Annotated in this window: 19 protein-coding genes; 8 read left to right on the forward strand and 11 right to left on the reverse strand. The window is 39.1% G+C overall.

Annotated features, from left to right (window positions below; genetic code table 11):
* Positions 1-59: 59 nt before the first annotated feature.
* Positions 60-200: a hypothetical protein gene (locus tag MP622_RS02165; protein ID WP_243792262.1), complete on the forward strand. Its 141-nt coding sequence runs from the start codon at positions 60-62 to the stop codon at positions 198-200.
* Between the two features lie 15 nt (positions 201-215).
* Positions 216-527 carry a hypothetical protein gene (locus tag MP622_RS02170; protein ID WP_243792264.1) on the forward strand — a complete coding sequence of 104 codons (312 nt, stop codon included), beginning with the start codon at positions 216-218 and terminating at the stop codon, positions 525-527.
* On the opposite strand, the gene MP622_RS02175 is transcribed toward MP622_RS02170, so the two are convergent.
* A complete protein-coding gene (locus MP622_RS02175) occupies positions 524-727 on the reverse strand; it encodes an amino acid transport protein (RefSeq protein ID WP_243792266.1) in 204 nt (67 codons plus the stop codon). The genes MP622_RS02170 and MP622_RS02175 overlap by 4 nt on opposite strands.
* Before the next feature lie 176 nt (positions 728-903).
* Here MP622_RS02175 and MP622_RS02180 point away from each other — a divergent pair, with 176 nt between their 5' ends.
* Entirely contained in the window at positions 904-3,249 is a 2,346-nt protein-coding gene (locus tag MP622_RS02180) for a nucleoside 2-deoxyribosyltransferase (protein ID WP_243792268.1), read from the forward strand.
* Positions 3,250-3,306: 57 nt separating this feature from the next.
* Here MP622_RS02180 and metH read toward each other — a convergent pair whose 3' ends face one another.
* The gene (gene metH, locus MP622_RS02185) at positions 3,307-6,993 is read right to left on the reverse strand and encodes a methionine synthase (RefSeq protein ID WP_243792270.1); all 3,687 of its coding nucleotides are present in this window, start codon (positions 6,991-6,993) and stop codon (positions 3,307-3,309) included.
* Positions 6,994-7,433: 440 nt separating this feature from the next.
* Between metH and MP622_RS02190 the strand changes: the two genes are divergently transcribed.
* The gene (locus MP622_RS02190) at positions 7,434-9,056 is read left to right on the forward strand and encodes an inorganic phosphate transporter (protein WP_243792271.1); all 1,623 of its coding nucleotides are present in this window, start codon (positions 7,434-7,436) and stop codon (positions 9,054-9,056) included.
* Between the two features lie 372 nt (positions 9,057-9,428).
* On the opposite strand, the gene pgaD is transcribed toward MP622_RS02190, so the two are convergent.
* From pgaD to rubA, 7 genes are all read right to left on the reverse strand, one after another.
* Positions 9,429-9,854 (reverse strand): poly-beta-1,6-N-acetyl-D-glucosamine biosynthesis protein PgaD, encoded by a 426-nt coding sequence (gene pgaD / locus MP622_RS02195; RefSeq protein ID WP_104441684.1) that lies wholly within the window; start codon positions 9,852-9,854, stop codon positions 9,429-9,431.
* A 27-nt stretch (positions 9,855-9,881) separates the two neighbouring features.
* Positions 9,882-11,144 (reverse strand): poly-beta-1,6-N-acetyl-D-glucosamine synthase, encoded by a 1,263-nt coding sequence (gene pgaC, locus MP622_RS02200; RefSeq protein ID WP_044737415.1) that lies wholly within the window; start codon positions 11,142-11,144, stop codon positions 9,882-9,884.
* A gap of 12 nt (positions 11,145-11,156) precedes the next feature.
* Positions 11,157-13,151, reverse strand: a complete 1,995-nt coding sequence (gene pgaB, locus MP622_RS02205) for a poly-beta-1,6-N-acetyl-D-glucosamine N-deacetylase PgaB (protein WP_243792273.1) — start codon at positions 13,149-13,151, stop codon at positions 11,157-11,159.
* 295 nt (positions 13,152-13,446) lie between these two features.
* The gene (gene oxyR, locus MP622_RS02210; RefSeq protein WP_243792275.1) at positions 13,447-14,340 is read right to left on the reverse strand and encodes a LysR family transcriptional regulator OxyR; all 894 of its coding nucleotides are present in this window, start codon (positions 14,338-14,340) and stop codon (positions 13,447-13,449) included.
* A gap of 12 nt (positions 14,341-14,352) precedes the next feature.
* A complete protein-coding gene (gene estB / locus MP622_RS02215) occupies positions 14,353-15,291 on the reverse strand; it encodes an esterase EstB (RefSeq protein WP_243792277.1) in 939 nt (312 codons plus the stop codon).
* Between the two features lie 60 nt (positions 15,292-15,351).
* Entirely contained in the window at positions 15,352-16,530 is a 1,179-nt protein-coding gene (locus MP622_RS02220) for an FAD-dependent oxidoreductase (RefSeq protein ID WP_243792279.1), read from the reverse strand.
* Positions 16,531-16,587: 57 nt separating this feature from the next.
* Positions 16,588-16,752: a rubredoxin RubA gene (gene rubA / locus MP622_RS02225; RefSeq protein ID WP_016166951.1), complete on the reverse strand. Its 165-nt coding sequence runs from the start codon at positions 16,750-16,752 to the stop codon at positions 16,588-16,590.
* 480 nt (positions 16,753-17,232) lie between these two features.
* Between rubA and MP622_RS02230 the strand changes: the two genes are divergently transcribed.
* A complete protein-coding gene (locus MP622_RS02230) occupies positions 17,233-17,778 on the forward strand; it encodes an adenine phosphoribosyltransferase (protein ID WP_016166950.1) in 546 nt (181 codons plus the stop codon).
* 60 nt (positions 17,779-17,838) lie between these two features.
* On the opposite strand, the gene MP622_RS02235 is transcribed toward MP622_RS02230, so the two are convergent.
* A complete protein-coding gene (locus MP622_RS02235) occupies positions 17,839-18,354 on the reverse strand; it encodes a YqiA/YcfP family alpha/beta fold hydrolase (RefSeq protein ID WP_243792281.1) in 516 nt (171 codons plus the stop codon).
* A 286-nt stretch (positions 18,355-18,640) separates the two neighbouring features.
* On the opposite strand from MP622_RS02235, the gene MP622_RS02240 reads away from it, so the two are divergent.
* The 3 genes from MP622_RS02240 (at position 18,641) to MP622_RS02250 (ending at position 22,317) form a co-directional block, all read left to right on the forward strand.
* On the forward strand, positions 18,641-19,081 hold the full coding sequence (locus MP622_RS02240) for an SRPBCC domain-containing protein (protein WP_243792283.1): 441 nt from the start codon (positions 18,641-18,643) through the stop codon (positions 19,079-19,081).
* A 129-nt stretch (positions 19,082-19,210) separates the two neighbouring features.
* Positions 19,211-20,737 (forward strand): lysine--tRNA ligase, encoded by a 1,527-nt coding sequence (gene lysS, locus MP622_RS02245; protein WP_151503720.1) that lies wholly within the window; start codon positions 19,211-19,213, stop codon positions 20,735-20,737.
* 137 nt (positions 20,738-20,874) lie between these two features.
* Complete coding sequence (locus MP622_RS02250) at positions 20,875-22,317, forward strand: capsule assembly Wzi family protein (protein ID WP_243792284.1); 1,443 nt, start codon at positions 20,875-20,877, stop codon at positions 22,315-22,317.
* 120 nt (positions 22,318-22,437) lie between these two features.
* Here the strand turns inward: MP622_RS02250 and MP622_RS02255 are convergent, their stop codons facing one another.
* A complete protein-coding gene (locus MP622_RS02255; protein ID WP_243792286.1) occupies positions 22,438-23,127 on the reverse strand; it encodes a pirin-like bicupin family protein in 690 nt (229 codons plus the stop codon).
* Positions 23,128-23,257: the final 130 nt, after the last annotated feature.

The raw sequence follows: 23,257 nt of genomic DNA on the forward strand, positions 1-23,257 counted from the left end.
GTAATGAATGACTGAATATAACGGATCATTACGCGCTTCGATTCTGGAGGATAGATGTAATGACAGATCCAGATTTTCCAATCAAATTTTCCTTAGGCTTGGAACAGCTTAGTTTTGACATAGAAGGGCGGCATTTTCAGGTCAATAAAGGCTTAAGTTTTATTCAGTCGAACAGTATGCGTCATGGGGTACTAGATTAACTTGCCATTGAGTTGATGATCTATGTAATTGAAGAAATATTAGAATCGGTTCCCATCCAATATGCTCAGCCTAAAAGTGCAATCAGTACGGATACTTTATTTGAGCAAATTTTGAGTTTATTTTTTCCGAATCAACACAGCATAGGTCGAATACAGCTTGAAAGTGGCTTTAATGCATTTCTTGAGTGTCGGGAATATTATTTGGCTAAGGTCACGAAACAAGGAATATTTAGCTTGGTTTACTTTGTGTTTTTACGTGAAATGATGCATCACTGGAATGTGACCGACATTAAATTTGAATCGCTTGAAACCGCTAAGTCATTCTAAAAACGTAAAAAATAAGGAATGATCGACAGTAGAATCCCAATGCCACTCAGCAAAACATTACTTTCTATAAAATAAGGGAAAACCATTAGAACCAGACCGGCTACAAAGGGCACAGTCAGTCTTTGCTTTTTGCCATAGAGAAAATAGCCTAAACCAATTGAGCTAAAGATCACGCCGAGTAAGAGTTGAGTACTGTTCATGATGATGAAGCTTAAGTTCCGTTTGTTAGGGATTTATAAAAGCTTGAATAGTTAGATGTAGTCTTGAATATTTCTGTATTACCAAGCTTTAAGCATCTAAAAGTATTAAAAATCATTGTATGTAAAATAGACATTAATTACTATAACATGAAGGTTTATGACTTAATGATACTATAATGAAGAAGATTGGTTTTTATGCTTATTGTGCGAACCCTAGTGAAGTTGGAGATTGTATAGAATCAGCTGTTTCTATAATTAATAGGAAAAATCTTGAAATAGAAATAAAGACTTGGAAACATATGGATATTGCAGGTCATTTTATAGCTAATGAGGTTTTAAGTGGAATAGATGAAGCTGATTTTTTGATAGCAGATATAAGTATTCTAAATTTAAATGTGACTTATGAGATTGGTTATGCAATTGGAAAGGGAAAGCGAATATTACTTACAAAGAATAACTCATTAAGTATAGGGCAGCCTAAAATACACGATGTAGGTATTTTTGATACGTTAGGTTACAAAGAATATGTTAACCAGCAACAGTTAGGTGACTTCTTAAGTTCTGGACAGTTTAATGACCCTATATTTTTAGAGAAAAAATTAAATAAGCAAGCTCCTGTTTATTTTGTATTAAGCAAACATAAAACTGATTGGATTAGTCGAATTGAATCCAGAATAAAAAAATCTAGATATATATTTAGAACATTTGATCCATCAGAACAACCACGTTTATCAGCACATGAAGCAATTCATCAAGTTACAGAATCTATGGGTATTGTGATTCCAATATTATCAAGTCATATAGATGGCTCTGAAATTCATAACATTAGAAGTGCATTCATTGCTGGCTTATCAAAGGGATTAGAAAAACCACATATTTTGATCCAAATGGGTCATGATTCAGCTCCTTTAGATTATAGAGATTTAGTTAAGCATTGCTATAAATTAGATGATATTAATGAAGTGATGGCTGATTTCGCAGCTTCTGTAGCAGCATTTTTTCAACAAGAAAATGAGCTTTCAACTAATGACTATATAACTGAATTACAAAAAATTGATTTGGGTTCTACTTCTGCTGAAAATGAAATGAGAAGTTTGCAAAGATATTATTTAAAGACTGAACAATATCTTAAAGCTATACGTGGAGAGGCTAATTTAGTAGTAGGAAGAAAAGGATCAGGTAAGTCAGCAATTTTTTTACAAATTAGAGATAAAGAACGATCTTCTAACCAGAATCTTGTCCTTGATTTGAAACCAGAGGGTTATAAATTTGTAAAATTCAAAGAGCAAATTTTAAATTTTCTACAAGAGGGTACTTTTCAGCATACTATTATGGCCTTTTGGGAGTATGTCTTACTTTTAGAGTTGTGCAATAAGATTTTAAGTAGTGATAAAGAGTTACACTTACATAATGAATCACTATATCAGCCTTATAGAGAAATTGCAGATTTATATAAAGCTGAGGGATATGATACAGAAGGTGATTTCTCAGAAAGAATGTCAACGCTAATGACAAGAATTTCAACTGATTATTTCGAAAAATATGGAGAAGATTCAGGAGTAAGATTGTCTTCACCACAATTGACAGAGTTATTATACAAGCATGATATTAAAGCTATTACAGATCAATTGAAAAAGTATCTAAAATATAAAAAAAATGTTTGGCTTTTAATTGATAATATTGACAAAGGATGGCCAACATCTGGCTTACAAAAAGAAGATTTATTAATAGTGAGAGCGTTGATTGATTGTACTAAGAAGATTCAAAGACAATTTTCTCATATAAATAATGAAATAAAGATTATCATTTTTTTAAGAAATGATGTCTATGAGCTTTTAGTACAACATACAGCTGATCGTGGTAAAGAAGGAAATGTTTTATTAGATTGGACAGATACAGATCTTTTAAGAGAAATGGTAAGACTAAGAATAGTAGCTAATGAAGGTTTCAATAGTGGATATACTTTTGAGCAAGCTTGGAAAAAGCTTTTTGTAAGCCATTTTAAAGGTGAAGAAAGTTCACAGTATCTTATTGAAAGATCATTAATGAGGCCACGATTTTTACTTAATCTAATAAATCAATGTAAAAGTTTTGCAGTAAACTTAAACCATCAGCTTATAACTGAAGATGATATTTCAAAAGGAATGAAAGCATATTCGACTGATTTATTAACTGATATTAGCTATGAGTTGAATGATATAAATAATGAATTACATGATATTTTGTATAGTTTTATTGGGGTAAAATCATTATTGTCAGTTGGAGAGTTGAAAAACATAATAAATATGAATCAGAATGTAGCTTCTAGTAATGTTGAAGATATAATTAATATTTTGCTGTGGTATGGGTTTATTGGGGTTTGCATAGAAAACCGAGAAATTAAGTTTATTTATCATTTTAATTATAATATGAGGTTGATGGACGGTTTTATTAAAACTAAAATGCAAGATATTAATTTTATTATTAATCCAGCATTTTGGGATGCATTATTAATTGAAGTGGATAAAGACTTAGCAGCATAATTTACCATTTTAAAACCCCCTCAATTGAGGGGGTAGTCAATTAAAGAAAGTTATGAATTAAACAATCGAATCATCTAAATTCGGCGCTAACCAACGCTTCGCTTCATCAAGTGTCCAACCTTTCCGTTTTGCATAATCTTCAAGTTGGTCTTGAGAGATTTTGCCCACGTTAAAGTATTCGCTTTGTGGATGTGAATAATAGAAACCACTTACCGAAGATGGCGGCATCATTGCAAAGTGTTCAGTCAGTTTAGTACCAATTTTGTCGGTAGAACCTAACCAGTCAAACAACACCGCTTTTTCAGAGTGCTCTGGGCAAGCTGGGTAACCCGGTGCAGGGCGAATACCGACATATTTCTCTTTAATCAGTTCTTCATTGCTGAGTTGTTCATCAGCTTTATAACCCCAGAACTCTTTACGAATGCGTTCATGTAAGTGTTCGGCAAAAGCTTCAGCAAAGCGGTCAGCTAATGACTGCACTAAAATTGCAGAGTAGTCATCACCTTTAGCTTTGTATTCATTCGCCAATTCTTCTGCACCAAAAATCGATACAGTGAATCCGCCTAAGTAGTCCTGCTGCTCACGATCATTACGAATGTAATCTGCTAAAGACAAGTTTGGTTTACCTGTGACTTTGTCAGATTGTTGACGTAAGTGTTCAAAAGTATGTGTAACATTTTGACCCGCTTCATCAAATACACTCACTGTGTCAGCATCTGTGCGCTGAGCAGGGAACATACCAAATACAGCACGTGCATCAAAAAGGTTGTTGTCGATAATATCTTTCAACATCGCTTGTGCTTGGTTGTAAAGGTCAGTTGCCGCTTCACCCACCACTTCATCTTCTAAAATTTTCGGGAATTTACCTGCCAAGCTCCAAGAAATGAAGAATGGTGTCCAGTCAAAATAATCTACGAGTGTCGCAAGCGGGTAGTTGGTGAGGACTTGTGTTCCCAAAAGATTTGGTTTTGGCGGTACATAGCTTTCGTCAATTTTAAAACCATTCTCAACCGACTCTTTATAAGTCAATTTGGCAGCTTTTGGTTGCTTGTTGGCTAAGCGCTCACGAATCTTGGCATATTCAGCACGATGCTCTGCAATAAAGTTTCCACGCATTTCTTTCGAAAGGAGAGTGGTTGCAACACCTACAGCACGTGAAGCATCTGCAACATAAATCACTGCATCGTTTTGATACTGAGGGTCAATTTTTACTGCTGTGTGTGCTTTAGAAGTAGTCGCGCCACCAATCAATAAAGGAATGTTAAAACCCTTACGTTGCATTTCTTTCGCAACAAATACCATCTCATCTAAAGATGGAGTAATCAGACCAGACAACCCAATGATGTCACATTTTTCATCAATTGCAGTTTGCAAGATTTTCTCGCAAGGTACCATCACGCCAAGGTCAACAATGTCGTAACCATTACAGCCAAGTACTACGCCAACAATATTCTTACCAATATCGTGTACGTCGCCCTTAACAGTTGCCATGAGGACTTTACCTTTAGATTGGCTGCCTGTTTTTTCAGCTTCAATGTACGGGTTGAGCCAAGCCACAGCTTGCTTCATAACACGTGCAGATTTCACAACCTGAGGTAAGAACATTTTGCCTGAACCGAACAAGTCACCAACAACGTTCATGCCGTCCATCAAAGCGCCTTCGATTACATCTAAAGGACGTTTGGCTTTCAGGCGAGCTTCTTCGGTATCTTCGTCAATGTAGGTGGTAATACCTTTAACCAATGCATATTCAAGACGTTTTTCTACAGGTTCGTTACGCCATTCAAGGTTTTCTGCTTCGCGTTGAGCACCACTATGACCACGGAACTTTTCAGCGACTTCAAGCAGTTTCTCAGTCGCAGCTTGACCAGATTCACCTTGGTTTTGGTTTAAGATGACATCTTCAACTGCTTCTTTTAGCTCGGCTGGAATATCATCATAAATGGCCATTTGACCGGCATTTACAATCCCCATGGTCATGCCTTGTTTAATGGCATGGTATAAGAACACAGAGTGAATCGCTTCACGAACAGGCTCATTACCGCGGAACGAGAATGAAACGTTCGATACACCACCAGAAATCATGGCGTGAGGTAAGTTTTGTTTAATCCAACCTGTGGCTTCGATAAAATCGACGCCATAGTTATTGTGTTCTTCAATACCTGTTGCTACTGCAAACACGTTCGGGTCAAAAATAATATCTTCAGCAGGGAAGCCAACATCGTTAACCAAAACGTCATAAGAACGTTTACAGATTTCGCGTTTACGCTCAGCAGTGTCGGCCTGACCAGTTTCATCAAAGGCCATCACAATAATTGCAGCACCATATTGGCGACACAGGCGAGCTTTTTCGACAAACTCGTCATAACCTTCTTTTAACGAAATCGAGTTAACAACAGGTTTACCTTGTACGCATTTTAAGCCTGCTTCAATGATTTCCCATTTTGATGAGTCAATCATGATCGGCACACGTGAAATATCTGGCTCAGAGGCCACTAGGTTTAAGAAATGTACCATCGCATTTTGCGAATCGAGCATCCCCTCATCCATGTTAATATCGATAATCTGAGCGCCAGCTTCCACTTGTTGCTGTGCAACTTCTAAAGCTTCGGCAAAGTTTTCTTCACGAATTAAGCGTAAGAATTTTTTTGAACCGGTAACGTTGGTACGTTCACCGACGTTAACGAACAATGAGTCATCATAAATATTAAATGGTTCTAAACCACTTAAGCGACAAGCTGGCTTAGTTTCAGGAATTTGACGTGGTGCAATGTCTTTTACAGCATTGGCAATCGCACGAATATGGTCTGGTGTCGTACCACAGCAACCACCGGTAATATTGATTAAACCACTTTCTGCAAATTCTTTTAAGAAGGCCGCAGTTTGTTCTGGTGTTTCATCATATTCACCAAAAGCATTTGGTAAGCCAGCATTTGGATGAGCAGAAATGAACGTATCAGCCACATCAGACACGGTTTTAACGTGAGGACGCATGGCATCTGCACCAAGGGCACAGTTGAAGCCAATTGAAAGTAAGTCACCATGGCGTACCGAGTTCCAGAACGCTTCAGCAGTTTGACCTGTTAAGGTACGACCTGAAGCATCGGTAATGGTCCCTGAAATCATGAGTGGTAATTCATGACCAATTTGCTTAAAGACTTCTTTCACCGCAAAAATTGCAGCTTTACAGTTTAATGTATCAAAAACGGTTTCAATCAAAATGATATCTGCACCGCCTTCAATCAGTGCATGAGTCGCTTCAATATAGTTTTCTTTTAGCTCATCAAAGGTAATGTTACGAAAGGCAGGGTCATTTACATTAGGCGAAATTGAACAGGTACGCGATGTTGGACCGAGTACACCTGCTACAAAACGCGGTTTATCTGGGGTTGAATACTTTTCACAAGCTGCTTTAGCTAAACGTGCTGCTTCACGGTTAATCTCTGGAACAAGATCTTCCATGTGATAATCAGACATTGAAACACGCGTGCCGTTAAAGCTGTTGGTTTCAATAATGTCTGCGCCTGCATCAAGATAAGCTTCATGAATACCTTGAATGATTTCGGGTTGAGTTAGCACAAGAAGGTCATTGTTACCTTTTAAGTCATGTGCCCAATCGGCAAAACGCTCACCACGGTAATCTTCTTCTTCAAGCTTATGACGCTGAATCATGGTGCCCATCGCACCATCGATGATCAATATACGCTCAGCGAGAAGTTTTTTAAGGGTGGTAAGCGTGGACATAAATAACCCCAATACACGGCAAATCTTGAAATGGAGCATATTTTAGCAGAACTCAGGGCTAATTTTATTTTAATTCAGCTTTTTGACTGTCAAGTTAGCAGTATTCATGTAAGAAATAAGAGTTATTTTGCTATTTCATTGAAATGCAATATTACATTGGCATGATGAATCGGTTTCAATTTCAAGGTGAAAGCCCATCAGAGAGTGACAAATTTTTTTACAATTCTGAAAATCAACTACTTTTTTACATGAAATATTTTTTTGTTATAAGTATTTGAAAAAAACAGATTTACAGTCAAAAATCCTCCCCATTGTAGCGCGGAGTGATTTAAAACAGGTCAATTGTTAAAAATTTGGCTTTATATGACACCTGTTTGTCATATAATTGTCACAATTTAATTTAACAATAAGGGGATTTTATTATCCTCTTAACCGTCTGCATGAATTCAAAAACTCCTCCCGTCCAAGATCGTATGCATTCAGCATCGAACAAGTCGACGAATGTGCATGTTCCAACACCGAAGTTTTTTATGCCGGTGTTTTTTACGGTCATTATTGCGACCCTCATTTATATTGGGTTTCAGGTATCTGCTGACTTGTCGCATGTACCACCATTAAGTTTGTATTCTGTTATTCTTTTAGCGACGGCATTACTAATTGCACTGGGCTTTGAGTTTGTGAATGGTTTCCATGACACAGCCAATGCAGTAGCAACAGTAATTTATACCAATGCTCTTTCTGCACCTGTTGCAGTGATGTGGGCTGGTTTTTGTAATTTCCTTGGGGTTATGGTTGCCAGTGGTGCGGTTGCTTACGGCATTATCGCCTTATTGCCAGTTGAACTAATCATGAATGTGAGTTCAGGGGCAGGCTTTGCTATGGTCTTTGCCATGCTGATTGCTGCAATTCTATGGAATTTAGGCACTTGGTTCTTGGGGATTCCTGCATCGAGTTCACACACTTTGATTGGTTCTATTTTGGGTGTAGGGATTATGAATTACCTATTACACTCAGGTAGTGGTGCCAGCGGTGTAGATATGGACCAAGTCATTAAAGTGGGTAAAGCATTACTGTTTTCTCCATTAATTGGTTTTGCATTTGCTGCTGTGGTTTTCTTGTTGGTGAAAAAAATCTTCAAACGCCAGTTGGAGTTGTTCCAGCCACCTGAAGGCAACAAACCACCACCGCCACTTATTCGTGCAATTCTAATTTTTACTTGTACAGGTGTAAGTTTTGCACATGGTTCAAACGACGGTCAAAAGGGCATGGGCTTAATCATGTTAATTTTGATTGGTTTAGTGCCATTGGCCTATTCACTCAATAAGAATTTAGACCAAACACATATCCAGTCATTTGAGCAATTGTCATCTCAAGCTGCTGTGGCGATGTATCCTGCACATGCAGATATTCCAGATGAACAAGCGCGTCGAACCATTACAGCTTATATTCAAACCAAAGAAATCACACCAGAAGTGGTACCTGCTTTGGCAAGTTTGACCGATCATTTAGGTGACCGTGTTGCTCAGTATGGTGACTTAAAAAATATTCCTGAAGATGCAGTTTCATCTATCCGTAATGATATGTATTTGAGCACGACTGCGTTTAAGCGTTTGGATAAAGCAGACCAATTACCTGCGATGCCAGAAGCGCAGCAAAAGGTGGTAAAAGAGTACCGTAGCAATTTGGATAGCTTTTTACAGTACATCCCAACTTGGGTAAAAGTAGCTGTGGCATTGGCTTTAGGTCTAGGTACAATGGTAGGCTGGAAGCGTATCGTAGTGACTGTAGGCGAGCGTATTGGTAAGCATCACATGACGTATGGTCAAGGGATGTCTGCTGAACTTGTAGCAATGTCAACAATTGCAGCAGCCGATGGTTTTGGTATGCCTGTGTCAACAACTCACGTATTAAACAGTGCGGTTGCGGGTACGATGGTCGCGAACAAATCAGGCTTGAATTTTGCAACTGTAAAAACAATTCTTTCGGCATGGATTTTTACACTTCCTGCCACCATTTGTTTATCAGGTGGTTTATACTGGATTTTCCTCCAGTTCGTTTCTTAAAGTTCTTAAGAGACGGAATTAAAGCGCTGCATTGTCAGCGCTTTTTTTGTATCTGAAAGATCATCCCATCGAGGGGGCGATTGAAGGTTCATGAAGATGTGATGAGTATTGTCCAGTGAAGAGCTTTGATTTACACGGTTTGAACAGAAGTATAGGGCTGAGTAAAACATTTAAACTCTAGCGTGATTAGAGCTGAAAAATTGAAGTGTTAAGGGATAGATACAAAAAGATTAGATTTCATGTGTAGGATGGAACAGCAATCGAAACTTGTTGCATGCTTTGTTTAGACTTCAATCTAATAGAGATGAAAAAGACCCCAAGATAACTTGAGGTCAATTTATAAGATTAGAGTACGTTAAAAAACGTCTTTCATTATTCTAAATCAACGATTTGTCCTTGGTCATTATGATGAACCACGGTGATTTTATGCTGTCTGGATTGTACAATTTTTTGGTTGCTGAGCTCAAAATAGTCAGCATATTGCTGTGTGGCTAAGGGATGTTCTGAGTTTTCCATTTTATCACTCGCAGACGGCATAAATCGACTCCAGAGCAATAAACCCACACTACAGAGCAGCAGTTCTAATCCACCATATTCAATGCTTATACTTAGCGCATTGATCAGATGGTGTACCGCTGTACTTTTCTGTAATTGTATGAGAATCCATACCAGTAAGAAGGGACGCCAAAGCAGAAGCCACGCACCCCACATTAATGCCGTAGTGGTATTCGACATATAGCGTTTATGCCAAGGCAATAAATGACGCAAATCAATCACTAAATCATGTTGAGATTTCATTTTGAGATACTCTAATCGTGTTGCGTATTATAAACGGATACCACGGTCTGGGCTGACCCAGCGCGCGCGCTTATCTTCACCACGTAACAGTACTTTTGGAAAAGCCATAATGGTGGCACTTATAGTAATGAGCCAGAATACAAATGGATACCAAATCATCCAGAAGTAGTTCTTGCCTAGGTTCGGTTCATAACGACTATCCATCCATTTGCTTAAAGCAAACTGAATGAGACAGGTTGCTCCCAGTAAAACACCACTGCCATAAGGTAAAAATGGTGAGCTAATTCCACTGAGTGCAGCGATTGGGAAAATTAAATGAATGATCCATAGAATTGCCAATAACAACATTAAATAAGACCAAACCAAAGTCAGGCAAAGCTCTAACATTAGTGGCCATAAAAAATTGAGTTTGGGTTGAATGAATACATCCAAATTTTTGATTAAGACCTGAGCGCCACCCATTGCCCAACGTAGACGTTGTTTCCAAAGTCCAGAAAGCGTTTCAGGCATTAAAATCCACACCAGTGCATTCGGTTCAAACTGAATGTCCCAACCTGCACGCTGCAATTTCCAAGTGATGTCAATGTCTTCGGTGAGCATGTTTGGCGACCAATATCCAACTTGATGTACGGCAGTTTTACGAAATGCGGTAATCACTCCTGAGACTGTAAATAGTCGTCCGAAGCTGCGCTGAGCACGTTTGATCATTCCCACAATTGAAGAAAACTCACCCACTTGAATACGTCCCAAGAGTGTTGAACGGGTCCGAATACGTGGATTGCCTGTCACTGCTGCAATTTTGGGATTTGCAATAAAATGTTGCATCATCCATGTCGCTGCATGAGGATCAAGGAGTGCATCCCCATCAATTCCTAATAAGAACTCTGCTTCTGTTACTAGGCTGCCCGCTTGTAACGCCATGGCTTTACCTTGATTTTTCGCAAGGTGTACCACACGTAGGCGTTCATGTTGATGTGCCAATCGATTCAATACTTCAGCGGTGTTATCTGAACTACCATCATTAATTGCAATGACTTCAAAATTCGGATAGTCGAGTTTTAAAGCATGACTAATGGTTTCTTCTGCATTATCACCCTCATTAAAACAAGGGATTAATACCGCAACCAGAGGGTAGTGCGGTAATGTCTTGGGGTGTTGATAGGCAGGTTGTTTACGCTCTTTACGATAGAAAATCAGTGCACCTAACATCCACAGGTAAGACATGAACAACGGGTAATAAAACACAAAGTTGAGCGCGTGACGCAGCCAAAGATTGAAATGAGGTAACATACTCAACTGCCTTTATGGAATTAATTGAGAAGATTTGGTTGCAAAGACATCATGCATGACTTTTGGGTCTGGATGTCCTTGAATTGGGTCGTCAGGGTAATAAGCAACATGCATAACACCTTGGGTATATAAGGACTGAATGGTATTTGCCAGTTCTTGTGAAGGAATTTTCTGATTGTTACGCCAGTTGGTGGCTTGCAGCTCAAAGACCGTTTTTTTCATGCCATTTGGGAAAGAATTAACCCGTTGAACGATGTCACGATAAAACTGGTCTGCATCAGGCGCTTGTTCCATATACGGCATTGCCATAATGGCAGTGAAGTCATAACGTTTTAAGGACTCTTCGAGTGACTGTGAATACCAGTTTTCTGCATAAGGTTTTAATGCAACTTGCGCATATAAATTACGTGCAGTGAGCAGGAAGGGTTCGTACTGACGGACTTGGCTGGCAAGCTGCATGGCAAAATCATCAATGGTTTTGGTTTTATATGCAGTCCATTTTTGCAACAAGGCATCATCTGCACGAATTTTTGCTAAATCAGTCGGTAAGCCTTGTGCTGCATAGGCCGTTAAAGCATTTGGGCTGGCATCTTCATAATCGGATAGGGTGGTATCGTCATGGAACAGAATGCCATTAAACGGTGTAGATTTTGCTAAGTCTTGATAGATCTCGCTGATGGTTTGGCGTGCGCGTGGAGAATAAGGCGATAAACGTAAATACCCCATGTTTAAATGATCTTGGCTGACTTGTTGGGTCTCAACCACATCTTTGCTTACAGGGTCAGTTTGAGGGAGTTCCCATGCCAAGAGTGGCATCCAAGCATAAATACGGCTGACTTGGGTTCGAGTCTGAATTTGCCAAGCCACATGATTAAATAGATCGGCACGCATCGGTAAATGACGATTTGGGAAATACACCATGTTGGCAGAACCATCACCATCAGAATCTGAAAATGCCTGAAGATAAACAGTATTGACTCCCATAGCGCGAATGCGATCTAGCAAAATGCCCAAGTTGCGTTCTTGTTGTTTAGGATCTGGGTCATAAACATAGTCTAAATCAATATGCATGACTTTCTGTGGGCGGTTGTTATCGCCCAAATTCATTTCACGATTTTTAATTTCTTGTGCCAGATCGGCGGTACTCATATTGCCTTCAACCAAAACCCGGTTCAGCGTTTGCAAAGAACCATGCACATGATCGGGGCCATCATCCAGAGTGATGGTAATTGGCATACCTAACTGTTTCGCAATATTCACATCCTGCATGTTATAGCGACCATATGGCCAAACCATGACACGTGGTGCTTTTAAACCATGAGCTTGGAGTAACTCGTTGTTATGCTTTAGATCTTGGGTGATACGGGTGGTATATTGTTGATCATTTTCATAGCGTTGGTGTTTTGCATCATATTGACGTGTAATGGCCGCAGGTTCAGAGTTACCTTGTGGATTGGCATTGATACCACAATGTAAATTAAAACTGTGATTCCCAATTTCGACCAAACCACTGTCCTGCATTTCTTTCAGTTCTGACCAAGTCAGAATTTTGTCACGTGAAATAATATCATCACCAAAATGTACTGCTTGATTGGCTTTTGGGGTAAGCCACGAACCAACGACAGCAAGTACTACAGGAATATGTTTGGCTTTTAGAATAGGGTAAGCATGAGTGTAAAATGATTGATAGCCATCATCTACGGTCAATAATACAGGTTTGCTCGGCAAACGGTATTTGCCTTGGTGAGCTTGGATAAGTTGGTTGACATTGATAAAGTGAAAACCATTGTTTTGTAGCCAATCAAGGTGCTGACTAAACTGTTGTGGCGTTACTGCATAATCAGGGATCAGGGCATTTTTCTGATCGGTAATTTCATGATAGCCAATAATGGTTAGAGTAGAGGGGTCAACTTTGGGAGGCTCGGCTGCCATACTGAATGACGCATTGAGCGAACATAATAATCCTAGTGAAAGTGGAAACCAAGGAGATGCAAAGCGAGCAAGCATAAAGATATCTTCTAAAAACTTTTAGTACGGGAGATTAGCGATCACAAAAACTCAAAATTGTTCTTATTTTTGAGAGTCGACTAAGGTCTTTTGTTCATTGCGCATTTATAAATTCTGAACCTGAAAGTTTTCTTAAAAAACGCATTATTTAAAGAGGTGATACAAAATAAAAACAATTAATTGCAGAAGTGTTGTATTGAGTGTTGCAAAGTTATTTTAAGTGGCTCAGTACTGTAAAAATGGAAAACCCAGTGCGGACACTGGGTTTTTAAAGCTTGGATTTGAAAATTCGTTCTTAGGTAATTTTTTGCAGAATTTGCAACAGCACATCAAATTCACTTTGCAAAGGTGTGCTCTTACGTGTAATCAGGGCCAAAGTACGGCTTGGTGCATCTTGAATAGGTTTCACAACCAAATCAGAGTTGGCTTTAATCATATTGGTATGCAACGCAATTTCGGGCAATAGAGTAAAGCCCAAGTTCGCAGATACCATTTCAATTAAAGTTGGTAATGAGCTTGCCTTTAAGCGATGATCATTTTTACGTTCGCCAATCGGACAGGCACTTAAAGCATGATCACGTAAGCAGTGACCTTCTTCCAGCAACATTAAACGTGATAAATCTAAATCTTCCAGCGTTACCGCTTGTGAAGAACGTTGGTCAGATTTATGGCACACCAAGAACAAGTCTTCTTTTGCAATTTCAGCAACTTTAAGTCCACGCGTGTCAAATGGCAGAGCCAATAACACCATGTCTAAGTTACCATGCTCAAGTTTTTCAACAATTTTTTCGCTTTGTGCTTCGTGCAGATGCAACTGAATTTTAGGAAGCTGCTTATGCACTTCATCAAGTAACTGCGACAAAATAAAAGGCGCGATCGTTGGAATAACACCTAAATGTAGATCGCCAGTCAAAGGCTCACTCATTTCACGACTTAAGCGCATTAAGTCTTGGGCATCAGCAAGTAGAACACGGGCTCGAGCGACAACTTGTTCGCCAAGCGGGGTTAAACGTACATTTTGGCGATCGCGTTCAACGAGGACGCCACCCAGTAAGCGTTCAAGTTCCATGATCCCACCCGAAAGGGTAGATTGGGTCACGAACGAACGACGCGCTGCTTCAGTAAAGTGCAGCGTTTCAGACAGTGTTACAAGGTATGACAGCTGTCTCAGGGATGGTAATGCAGCCATAGTGTCCTAATTTTAAGATTTAAAATGATGAGCAAATAATCCGCTAAGATGAGGAATGAAATGCGGTGGGATATCATGCCCCATTCCTTCAATTAATTCAAATTTAGCGCCTGTAATTGCTTTTGCAACAGCTTTACCATGGCTAGGCGGGAGCAAGCGATCACGTGAACCATGAACTACAAGAGTCGGTTGTTGAATCTGCTTGTCCAGATGTAGCAAGGAGCCTGTACATAATATTGCTAAAAACTGTTGAAGTACACCCGCTGGGTAATAACTTCGTTGATATAATTTACGAGCGGTTTGCATGGTTTCCAGCTGATTGATATAACCAGGTGAACCAATAATGTTAAATACTTTTAAGCTGTGGTTAATAATTCCTTCCTCATCATTCGATTCTGGTCGGCCAATAAGGCTGAACAATTGCTTTGGAAAAGGAGGAGGAAGTAAAGGTTGATTGTTGCTGGTAAACACCAGTCCTAATTTGCTGACTTTATCTGGATTTTTTGCAGCTAGAATTTGTGCGATCATTCCGCCCATGGATGCACCCAAAACAAAGACATTCTCCAGTCCCATGCGTTCAATGAGCAAGGCGGCATCATCGGCCATATCATGTAAATTATAAGGTGCACCTTGGTTTTCTAAGCCTAGTGCAAAACGACCCATCAATTTAATGGTATTTAGACGTGGTCCCTGATGGCGTATTTTAGAAGACAATCCAATATCACGATTATCGTAACGAACAACACGATAGCCATGATCAATCAGTGTTTTACAAAAGAAATCGGGCCAGAATAATAATTGAGCACCTAACCCCATAATGAGTAAGATGGTTGGATGTTCAGGTTGACCGCCAACTTCGACGTGTAATTCAATTCCATTCCCCAAGTTTACCTTGGTTTCATGCATAAACGGGGTGTAAGGTGAATTTTTGAATTGTAATGCGCTATTCATTCTTCTTTCTCCCCTAATAAGAGGACATTCAAAAATGTGAACGTCCTCTCTATTTTGAACTTAAACTGATACAGGAATCAAGTCTGGAACTAACTTGGTTAGTGCTAATCGTTGTTTCGCTGCAGTTGCACCTAACAGTACAAAACCACGCAAAGCCCCTGAGCTATCAAAGGCTTTGGCTAACATACCATCGTCAAATTCTTCCGTTTCCCAATTCACGTCAACATCAATCGGCGCTGGTAAAACCGTGAGTGGTGCTGCAGGTGTTTTGACTGCTACAGGCATCGCAGGATAATGTACTGCGGTATGCTCACCATTTAAGGTTTTTGCCAGTGCTCGTGCCTGTTGCATGATTGGCATTACATATGGAAGTAGTGTGCCATTCACTTCTGCACAGTCACCCACTGCGTAAATATTCGCTTGATTGGTTTCCAAATGGCTATTGGTCAAAATGCCACGACTGGTGTGAATGTTGCCTGTTTTAGCCAAGCTAATATTTGGCTGTAAACCAATTGCTGAAAGTACTATATCAGCGATTACAGATTGTCCATTGGCTAAAGTGACAAGATAATCGCCATTTTCGACTTTAGATACTTTCTCAACAGTCGTACCCAATACAAAATGAATGCCTGTTTCTTCCAGATTTTCTTGGAAGGCAGAAGCAATATGCGCAGGCAGTAGTCGACCTAAAGGTTGGGCAGCCAAATCGATGACTGTGGCATGATATCCCGTATTTTGTAGATCATTGGCAAACTCGCAGCCAATTAATCCAGCACCTAAAATCACCACACGTTTATCTTGACGTTTGTCTAGGTTTTCACGGAATGCTTTATAGTCATTGAGAGAGTTGACTACATGAATATCATCACTGCCATCTCCAGCAATTGCTAAACGAATTGGATTTGCACCTATAGCAAGAATCAGTTTTGCATAGTCTAAGGTACTCGATTGACCATCTTTTTCTAAGACAAGTTGATTTTGCTCACTGCGAATTTCTTTAACCCAAGTATGCGTTTCAATATGCATATTGAGTTGTGAGCTCATTTTTTCAGCATCACCTAAGGCGATTTGTTCAGGAGATTTTTTGCCTACTAATGCATTAGATAAGGTTGGCTTCGCATAGTTGCTGGCATCATCAGCGGTAATCATAATAAGTTCTTGTTCCGCATTGAGTTTACGAAACTCACGTGCCACGGTATAGCCAGCCATGCCTGAACCAATGATAACGATAGGCTGCATTTCTTTCTCCAAGGATAAGGTGTAAAAAAAGACCGCTAGAAGGGTCTTTAGTTATTATTAAATTTCAATCATTTCAAAGTCGGCTTTAGAAACACCACAATCTGGGCAAGTCCAGTCATCTGGAATATCATCCCATTTAGTGCCCGCAACAATACCGTCTTGCGGCCAGCCTTCTGCTTCGTCGTAAATCCATCCACAAACGATGCATTGATACTTTTTCATCTGATTCTCCAATTCTGATCGGGTCAATTTAGATCAGTAATAACTCATATACCGCATGGCTCTAATGATCTAATGGCTAGCGTTATTTTCGCCTAAATTTTTACGCAGTTCTAGGACGAATGTAAAGCAAATATCGGATTTTAATTAGAGAATTCTGAATCGGAATGGCTGAGTGGGACAAAACTTATCAATTCAATCACTGCGCTGTATTTTTGTTAGACAATCTAGATAGGCTTGATGAGCAACAGAACAAGTCCAATTTTCTGCGACTAAAGTCGAGCAGATTTAAAACTGTGAAAATGCTATTTTATAATCATATAGGTCTATAGTTAATATTTTATATAAAAATTATTTATAAAAATCATGATGTTAAAAAAAGTGATTAAAATTGTTTTCGGCTGAAAACCTGATGATTATCTATCCTGAGCGTTGAAAAAGCGTTAAAATTCACCTATTCCTTCCGTTCTTAAATTCTCTCCCATGAAAAATTTGTCTGCTGTATTGTGGTCGCACATTCGTACTGTCCAAGATTTCCCAAAACCTGGGATTTGCTTCTACGATTTGACTCCATTATTTATGAGTAATATTGGCCCATTAGCCGATGCATTAATTGAAAGTATTCCAGAAGAACAGTTGGCTGAAGTAGAAAGTTTTGTGGCGGTAGAAGCACGTGGTTTTGTGTTGGCAAGTCTATTGGCGCAACGCTTAAACAAAGGACTTTTATTGGTTCGTAAAGCAGGAAAGCTACCACCTCCAGTGGTTGGTGTAGGTTATAGCCTTGAATATGGTGTCGATCGTTTAGAAATTGCAGCCAATATTCAGCCACAAAAAGTGATTATCGTAGATGATGTCCTTGCCACAGGTGGAACCTTAAAAGCGGTGAAACAATTAATGGATAAATGTCAGCATCAAGTATTGGGTGCGAGCATTTTCTTAGATTTACCAACTTTGCATCAAGATTTAGGCTTCAAAGTGTGGACAGTGTTGGAAGAAAACTCAAAGCCATTACACGCTGCTGTCGCTTAAGCGTGTTAGAGCTGTAGAGAAAAAGCCAATCAACTGCGTTTGATTGGCTTTTTTATTGCGCTAAAAAAAGGTCTGTTCCATATAATGAATCAGTTGGTTGACGCGTTCTGGAGCAGCCAGTCGGTGGTGTCCACCTTCAACTGCTTCAACTTGCATGTAGGGTTCTAAAAAAGCTGTAGTTGCGTACATGTCTAAAACCTCATCACCAAGTTCAATATAGGCAATTTGAGGAATATCGTGTTCTAAATCGAATTCAGTAATTGCAGGATAATCCGTGCGGAAATCTGGCGTTAAAGTGGGATTTGCGACAATACAGGGAATTCGGTGCTGTAAAGACATTTTAAGCGCCCAATATCCGCCTAAACAGTGACCTATTAATAAGTCAGGTTTAATAGTTGCTAAAGCATTTTGATAAAATTCAGCAACAGTGGAATAATTTAAATTTCTGTAATCCACATCAATACAATATTTTTTTACTGAGTCAATTGCATGGAATTTTGTCGATTCTTTAGATGAATCTAATCCATGAAAAAAAAGAATTTTCGATTGGTCTATATTGATTGTTATCGCATTCATAGGCTCTCTTTTTGCAAAGATAGAACGGATTAATAAACGTTCACTTTTCAACTTTTTTAAATTATGTTCATTTTACGAATCTTCAGTTGGCATTGATCTTAGCATTTGGTCTAAGAGTGGGATGCATGATATGGTGATGTAGTTTTTAATAATAGATAAAACAGAGAGATATATTGTATTTTTGGAGTAATTCGCCAAGTTTATAAATATTTTTTAACGATTTATTTTACTGCTTGTAGAAATTATTCAGTAGTTTGGAAAGAAGCAAGTCGCTTGAGAAAATGAAATGATGGAACATCTTCGTTTTAGTATCTGTATAGATGCAAGCCCTGAAAAGATATGGAAGATTCTTTGGTCAGCAGATACTTATACTGAATGGACTAAGTTCTTTGCGGAAGGGTCAAAAATACAGTCTGATTGGACAGTGGGGGGAAGAACTTTATTTATGGACAGTCATGGCGATGGTTTGATTGCTACCATTTTAGTTTATTTACCGAATTGTTCAGTTATTTTTCAATATCAAGGTCTATTACAAGATGGGGTGGAGGATTTAACTAGCCCTGAAGTTCAGCAGTGGCAAGGATTGCTCGAACAATATTCTTTGGAAGAAGTTGATGGAAAAACGATACTGAGTGTCGAACTGGAAACGACAGAAGATTATAAATACATGATGGAGCAAGCTTTTGAACAAGGATTGCAGCGTGTTCGAGAACTAGCAGAACAATAGAATAATAGAGTTGTAGAAAAGAAAGTTAAATTCGCGGTCATTATTTTGTTTAAGAGAAATCATACGAAATCATGAATGAATCTGCTATGCTATAGCACTTCATTTTTTAGTATTTTTTACGAGGCAGAGATGACGCAAAACAACGCTCAATCGACTTCTGAACAACCTATTTCCGAAAACGATTTAATTGCACAGCGTCATGCCAAGTTGAAGCAAATTGAAGAGCAAGCCAAACAAATGGGCGTTAGCCCATGGCCGAACTCGTTCAAGCGCGAACATTATGCGCAAGATTTACAAGAACAATTTCAAGATCAATCGAAAGAACAGATTGAAGCAGCTGAGCATGTTTATGTGAAAGTTGCAGGTCGTGTCATGTTGAACCGTGGATCATTTATCGTGATTCAAGATATGACAGGTCGTATTCAGCTTTATGTTGCACGTAAAGAGTTAGACGAAGCTACTTTGGCAACCATCAAAGGTTTAGACCTTGGTGATATTATTGCAGTAGAAGGTTATATTGGTCGTTCGGGCAAAGGCGATTTATATGTTCACATTCAACATTTTGAATTATTGACCAAATCACTACGTCCACTGCCAGATAAGTTCCATGGTCTAAATGACACAGAAGTGAAATACCGTAAGCGTTATCTTGACCTGATTGTAAATGAAGAAACACGTAAGACGTTTGAAATTCGTGCCAAAGTTGTTGCAGGGATCCGTGCATTCTTAAACAACGAACGTTTCATGGAAGTTGAAACACCAATGATGCATGTCATTCCGGGTGGTGCATCTGCGCGTCCATTCGAAACGCATCATAATGCTTTAGATATGCCTTTATTCTTGCGTATTGCGCCTGAACTTTATTTAAAACGTTTAGTGGTTGGTGGTTTTGAACGTGTGTTTGAGATTAACCGTAACTTCCGTAATGAAGGGGTGTCAACGCGTCACAACCCTGAATTTACAATGATCGAGTTTTACCAAGCTTACGCTGATTATAAAGACTTGATGGCATTGACCGAAAATATGCTTGAAAAGTTGGCTTTGGATATTTTAGGTACAACTGATGTGCCTTACCAAGGTGAAGTGTTTAGCTTCAAAGGGCCATTCAAGAAAATCTCTATGTTTGATGCGATTTTAGAGAATAACCCACAGTTTACCCCTGAAAATGTAGGTGACCGTGAGTTCCTTGCTCAATTTATTCGTGAAGAATTAAAAGAACAAGTGAAGCCTGGTTTTGGTTTAGGTAAGCTTCAAACGATTGTATTTGAAGAAACGGTTGAAACTAAATTACGTCAACCAACCTTTATTACTGAATACCCAGCTGAAACTTCACCATTAGCACGTCGTAATGATGATAATCCACATATTACTGACCGTTTTGAATTCTTTATCGGTGGTCGTGAATTAGCAAATGGTTTCTCTGAGTTAAATGACCCAATTGATCAAGCTGAACGTTTCCAAGCACAAGTTGCGGAAAAAGATGCGGGTGATGATGAAGCCATGCACTATGATGCAGAGTTTGTTGAAGCACTTGAATACGGTTTGCCTCCTACTGCGGGTGAAGGTATTGGTATTGACCGTTTAGTCATGCTTTTTGCGGATGCGCCGAGTATCCGTGATGTGATTTTATTCCCACACATGCGCCGTAAAGACTAAGGTCTATATTTATAAAAAAACCCGCTTCGGCGGGTTTTTTGTTGATGATTTACAACAAAAATCAATACTCAGGTTGCAATATTCAATCAAAGAAAATATGGTAGTCGGCAGAATTAAGTAACGAGAAAGTCACGATAATGTTTTTAAAAAGAGCTTTAGTTTCGGCGTTGTTGATGGTGTCGGCGTCATCGGGTTTTGCGCAAGGGATTGTCGTGAATAATGAGGATTTACGTTCGGATTTGAACTGGTTAAATCAACAAGGCGTTATTCAAATTAGTACCTCAACATGGCCAATGAGTGGCGATGAAATCCAACGTGCGTTATCCCAAGCACGTGTTAGTAAACCTGAACAACAAAAAGTAATTGACTCTGTTTTGGCGAGTTTAAAAGCGGATAATCATCTGGCGAAAGTGAGTCTTTACGCGGCAACAGACGAAAAGCAATTTCCACAAGCGTTTGCTGCAAGTAACAAATCTCAATATGTGGGTGCATTGGAATTAAATGCGGGTAGCGAGAATTGGGATGCCAAATTAAAAATAAACGTTGAACATGACCCGATGATCGATAATGGGGAATATGTCAATGTTGAAGGTTCATATTTGGCGGGTAAACTGTGGAACCAGTGGTTGATTGCTGGTCAAATGCCAACATATTGGGGACCAGGACATGAGGGGAGTTTAATCCGTGGTGATGCAAGCCGTCCTGTTTATGGTTTGACCATGCAACGTGCAGACCAAAGTGCATTTGAAACGAAATGGTTGTCATGGATTGGACCTTGGCAGTATCAAGCATTTGCAGGTCAACTCGCAGATTATGATGCTATTCCAGACACAAAACTGATTGGATTACGTTTAACCGCACAGCCTTTGCCTTATTTAGAGTTAGGTGCATCGCGCATGATTCAATGGGGTGGTGAAGGACGCTCGGAAAGTTGGGATTCATTATGGAATGCAATTAAAGGCAATGATAATTTCTATAATTCAGATGATGATAAGTCAAACCAACTTGCAGGTTTTGATGCGCGTTTAAATCTAAACCAATGGTTGAATACACCGCTGAGCGTTTATGGTCAGTACGTGGGTGAAGATGAGGCTGGATTGCTTCCATCTAAAAAAATGTATTTAGCTGGTATAGATTATTCTTCAAGTTTTAAAAATAAGCCATTCCAACTGTATACAGAGTGGGCGGACACCCGTACAAATGGTGATGTGAAAGGTATTTCGTATAATCATTATGTATATAAAGATGGTTATTACCAACATGGCTTCCCATTAGGTCATGCAATGGGCGGTGATGGTGAAATGTATTCAGTCGGCGGTAATATTCGTTTAGATCCTATGAACCGTGTGTCTGGACGTGTTTTAGTGGCTAAAGTTAATCAATCTAATCTGGATATTAATCAGGCATTCCCAGAAAAAGATGAAGTGAAAGCACTCGATTTAACATGGTCACATTATCTTCGCCCAGATATTCCTTTGAAATTAAATGGGTGGGTGAGTGATTCAGATGTGCATGGTAATGATACAGGGCTTTCAGTTGCTGTAGATTTACCATTAGACCCAAAAGCATGGGGCTATTAATTTCTAAATAGAATAAAAAAACCTCACAATTGTGAGGTTTTTTTATTCTAGAGCTATCAATGTGAGTCGTATTCAAAGAAATTATTAAATCAATCGCATACTTAGAAAAGCATGTACTGATTAAACCGGTAAATCAAACCAAATCAATTGACTGTCTGTCAACGCTTTGATTTCAGCCTCTTCAGCAAATGCTAAAGCATCACCAGCTTTTAAGATCTCACCCGCAATTTCAAGCTCACCAGAAATTACATGGACATAATTGAGTTTCTGCATCGATTTGACCGCCAAACTATGTGTCGCTTGTATAAAGGCAGTTTTGACTTCAGCCTGCTGACGAATATGCATGGCAGCATCACTATTCGGACCTGCAATCACATGCCATTGATTCGGCTGTAATTTTGGATCACATTGAATTTGTTGATAATTAGGTTCAGCATTACGGATATCAGGATGTATCCAAATTTGTAGCATGTGTACAGGAACATCGCCCTGATTAATTTCGCTATGTTGTACACCTGTACCCGCACTCATGAGCTGCCATTCACCCGCAGAGATATGACGTTCATTGCCCATACTGTCTTTATGAGAAATTGTACCTTTAAGTACACAGGTCAAAATTTCCATATTGTCATGTGGGTGTGTGCCGAAGCCATTATGGGCTGCAATTAAGTCATCATTAATGACACGTAATACGCTTACACCCATATATTTTGGATCGTACCAACTGCCAAAAGAAAAACTATGTTTAGACTCGAGCCATCCTGCTTTGACATGACCGCGATTTTCACTACGATGTAAATAACTTTGCATGATCGTTATCCTATTTTTAATTTGTTCATGGACTCATCATAGCGTTTCGATTATGTGGTTTAAATCTTATATAAGCGACAATTCATTCTATTTTTGCAACATTAAATATAATCAGAAATTTAACTTAAAA

It is taken from the genome of Acinetobacter sp. PK01 (assembly GCF_022819285.1).
Lineage (GTDB): Bacteria > Pseudomonadota > Gammaproteobacteria > Pseudomonadales > Moraxellaceae > Acinetobacter > Acinetobacter tandoii.

What these genes read in the sequence shown, in the direction of transcription:
- MP622_RS02180 (WP_243792268.1), top strand. Translation starts at nt 904, where the DNA reads ATGAAGAAGATTGGTTTTTATGCTTATTGTGCGAACCCTAGTGAAGTT.
- pgaD (WP_104441684.1), bottom strand. Translation starts at nt 9,854, where the DNA reads ATGAAATCTCAACATGATTTAGTGATTGATTTGCGTCATTTATTGCCT.
- estB (WP_243792277.1), bottom strand. Translation starts at nt 15,291, where the DNA reads ATGAATAGCGCATTACAATTCAAAAATTCACCTTACACCCCGTTTATG.
- MP622_RS02250 (WP_243792284.1), top strand. Translation starts at nt 20,875, where the DNA reads ATGTTTTTAAAAAGAGCTTTAGTTTCGGCGTTGTTGATGGTGTCGGCG.
- MP622_RS02190 (WP_243792271.1), top strand. Translation starts at nt 7,434, where the DNA reads ATGAATTCAAAAACTCCTCCCGTCCAAGATCGTATGCATTCAGCATCG.
- MP622_RS02170 (WP_243792264.1), top strand. Translation starts at nt 216, where the DNA reads ATGATCTATGTAATTGAAGAAATATTAGAATCGGTTCCCATCCAATAT.
- pgaB (WP_243792273.1), bottom strand. Translation starts at nt 13,151, where the DNA reads ATGCTTGCTCGCTTTGCATCTCCTTGGTTTCCACTTTCACTAGGATTA.
- MP622_RS02165 (WP_243792262.1), top strand. Translation starts at nt 60, where the DNA reads ATGACAGATCCAGATTTTCCAATCAAATTTTCCTTAGGCTTGGAACAG.
- pgaC (WP_044737415.1), bottom strand. Translation starts at nt 11,144, where the DNA reads ATGTTACCTCATTTCAATCTTTGGCTGCGTCACGCGCTCAACTTTGTG.
- MP622_RS02240 (WP_243792283.1), top strand. Translation starts at nt 18,641, where the DNA reads ATGATGGAACATCTTCGTTTTAGTATCTGTATAGATGCAAGCCCTGAA.
- metH (WP_243792270.1), bottom strand. Translation starts at nt 6,993, where the DNA reads ATGTCCACGCTTACCACCCTTAAAAAACTTCTCGCTGAGCGTATATTG.
- rubA (WP_016166951.1), bottom strand. Translation starts at nt 16,752, where the DNA reads ATGAAAAAGTATCAATGCATCGTTTGTGGATGGATTTACGACGAAGCA.
- MP622_RS02175 (WP_243792266.1), bottom strand. Translation starts at nt 727, where the DNA reads ATGAACAGTACTCAACTCTTACTCGGCGTGATCTTTAGCTCAATTGGT.
- MP622_RS02230 (WP_016166950.1), top strand. Translation starts at nt 17,233, where the DNA reads ATGAAAAATTTGTCTGCTGTATTGTGGTCGCACATTCGTACTGTCCAA.
- MP622_RS02255 (WP_243792286.1), bottom strand. Translation starts at nt 23,127, where the DNA reads ATGCAAAGTTATTTACATCGTAGTGAAAATCGCGGTCATGTCAAAGCA.
- lysS (WP_151503720.1), top strand. Translation starts at nt 19,211, where the DNA reads ATGACGCAAAACAACGCTCAATCGACTTCTGAACAACCTATTTCCGAA.
- MP622_RS02235 (WP_243792281.1), bottom strand. Translation starts at nt 18,354, where the DNA reads ATGAATGCGATAACAATCAATATAGACCAATCGAAAATTCTTTTTTTT.
- MP622_RS02220 (WP_243792279.1), bottom strand. Translation starts at nt 16,530, where the DNA reads ATGCAGCCTATCGTTATCATTGGTTCAGGCATGGCTGGCTATACCGTG.
- oxyR (WP_243792275.1), bottom strand. Translation starts at nt 14,340, where the DNA reads ATGGCTGCATTACCATCCCTGAGACAGCTGTCATACCTTGTAACACTG.